This window comes from Syntrophaceticus schinkii, from assembly GCF_000946815.1.
In the GTDB taxonomy this organism is placed as follows: domain Bacteria; phylum Bacillota; class DSM-12270; order Thermacetogeniales; family Thermacetogeniaceae; genus Syntrophaceticus; species Syntrophaceticus schinkii.
The window spans coordinates 1-1,535 of sequence record NZ_CDRZ01000161.1 but is presented as its reverse complement, the minus strand read 5'-3'; the positions used below and the strand labels follow the sequence as shown (position 1 = coordinate 1,535).

Here is a 1,535-nt window from a genome sequence, read left to right as displayed (position 1 = left end):
AATTGATTTATTAAAAGGCAACCCTCAACTAGGTAGAAGGCTTTTATGGCATAATATTATAAATGGTCAAATAGATGCAGATAGGTCCGATTACCTTCTTCGGGATTCTTACCATATTGGTGTAAGTTATGGGAATTACGATCTCAAAAGATTAATCATTTCGTTAACTGTCACCGAGTTCCCTGAGACAGGAACATCAGTTATTGCCGTAGAGGAAGGTGGCCTTCACGCTGCTGAGTCCTTAATTATTGCCCGATATATGATGTTTACACAAGTATATTATCATCACACGCGTAGATCATACGATTATCACATTACTGAAGCCATGAAGCAAATACTATCTGAAGAAACAGGGAGAGAATGTTTTCCCGAACCAACCTCAAAAGAAAACATTGAGCAATATCTTAAATGGGATGATTGGCGTGTCCTAGGTTTACTTAGTCAAGGGAAAGGAGGCGAACACGGTGAAGCATTGAGAACACGTTGTCATCACCGTAGTGTTTATCATACCCGAGAAGTGCCACTAGAGAGTGAAATAGAGGAATCTAAGAAAATATTAGAGAAACTTGGAAATCTTGCCGAATTTGTAGATGATGCTAAAAGGTCATGGTATAGTTTTGACGGTGAAGATATAATGATTGCAAGAGATAATAAGCCCCATAAAGGTGTGCCATTATCAACTTTGTCAAGCGTAGTTAAATGCTTAAGTCCTGTGAGACAGCGAAGAATATATGTATCGCTGAGTAATAAGCATGAGGCTAAACAAGCCATAGAAAAATATAGAAGAGAGGCGTAGTATTATGCTTATTGGTTTTAAAGAACGTTGGGATCAATACGGCTTAATAGCATATTTAACTGAAAAGTTAAAAGGTGTTTCCCCGCAATTCGGTAAAACCGTTTTGCAAAAATTAGTATATATAATGCAAGAAGTTTATGAGTTACCCACCGACTATGATTATATTCTGTATAATTATGGCCCGTATTGTAGTGAACTTAATGATGATTTAAGCTACGCTGCACTACTCGATGGAGTTAACATTGATTGGAGCGGGATCGGTTATAAAATTTCCCCCTCGGAAAAAACCGAGCATTATATTAATAAAGCCAAAGATTTTTTTATCTGGAAACAGCAAACATATAGACCAAACAATACAGCATTTTGGGAATATGTATGCCAAAGATTTAGAATTACGTTCCACAATCATTTTTGTATCTAAACAAATGTCTTCATCGAGTAATAACAGCAATAGTCAAGCAATAATCGAAAAGGTAGGCGAAATTAAGCCACAATTTTCTATTCAAGAAATAGGAAGCGCCTATGATGAATTAGTGGCTATACAGGTAATTTAATAACTGATAAATGCTTTGTCAATCTGGTCTGTTGTTAATTATTCCCGCCTTTAACTTTATAGCCAGTAACTCCAGCATATTATATTGCTCCCCTTGTCATTTCATACTAAACACCACTGTTGTCCCGTTCGCACGCTGGCATTCGACAAAAGTCGGGTCGTAACCGGTACCATTGCGAGGCTAGC

General features: G+C 37.3%; 1 protein-coding gene and 1 pseudogene. Both read left to right on the top strand.

Features of this window, described 5'->3' with window-relative positions; translation table 11 throughout:
• Nucleotides 1–796 (top strand): annotated as a pseudogene (locus SSCH_RS19045) (HD domain-containing protein); the annotation flags it as partial.
• 4 nt (nucleotides 797–800) lie between these two features.
• Nucleotides 801–1,217 carry a hypothetical protein gene (locus tag SSCH_RS06800; protein WP_052835412.1) on the top strand — a complete coding sequence of 139 codons (417 nt, stop codon included), beginning with the start codon at nucleotides 801–803 and terminating at the stop codon, nucleotides 1,215–1,217.
• Nucleotides 1,218–1,535: the final 318 nt, after the last annotated feature.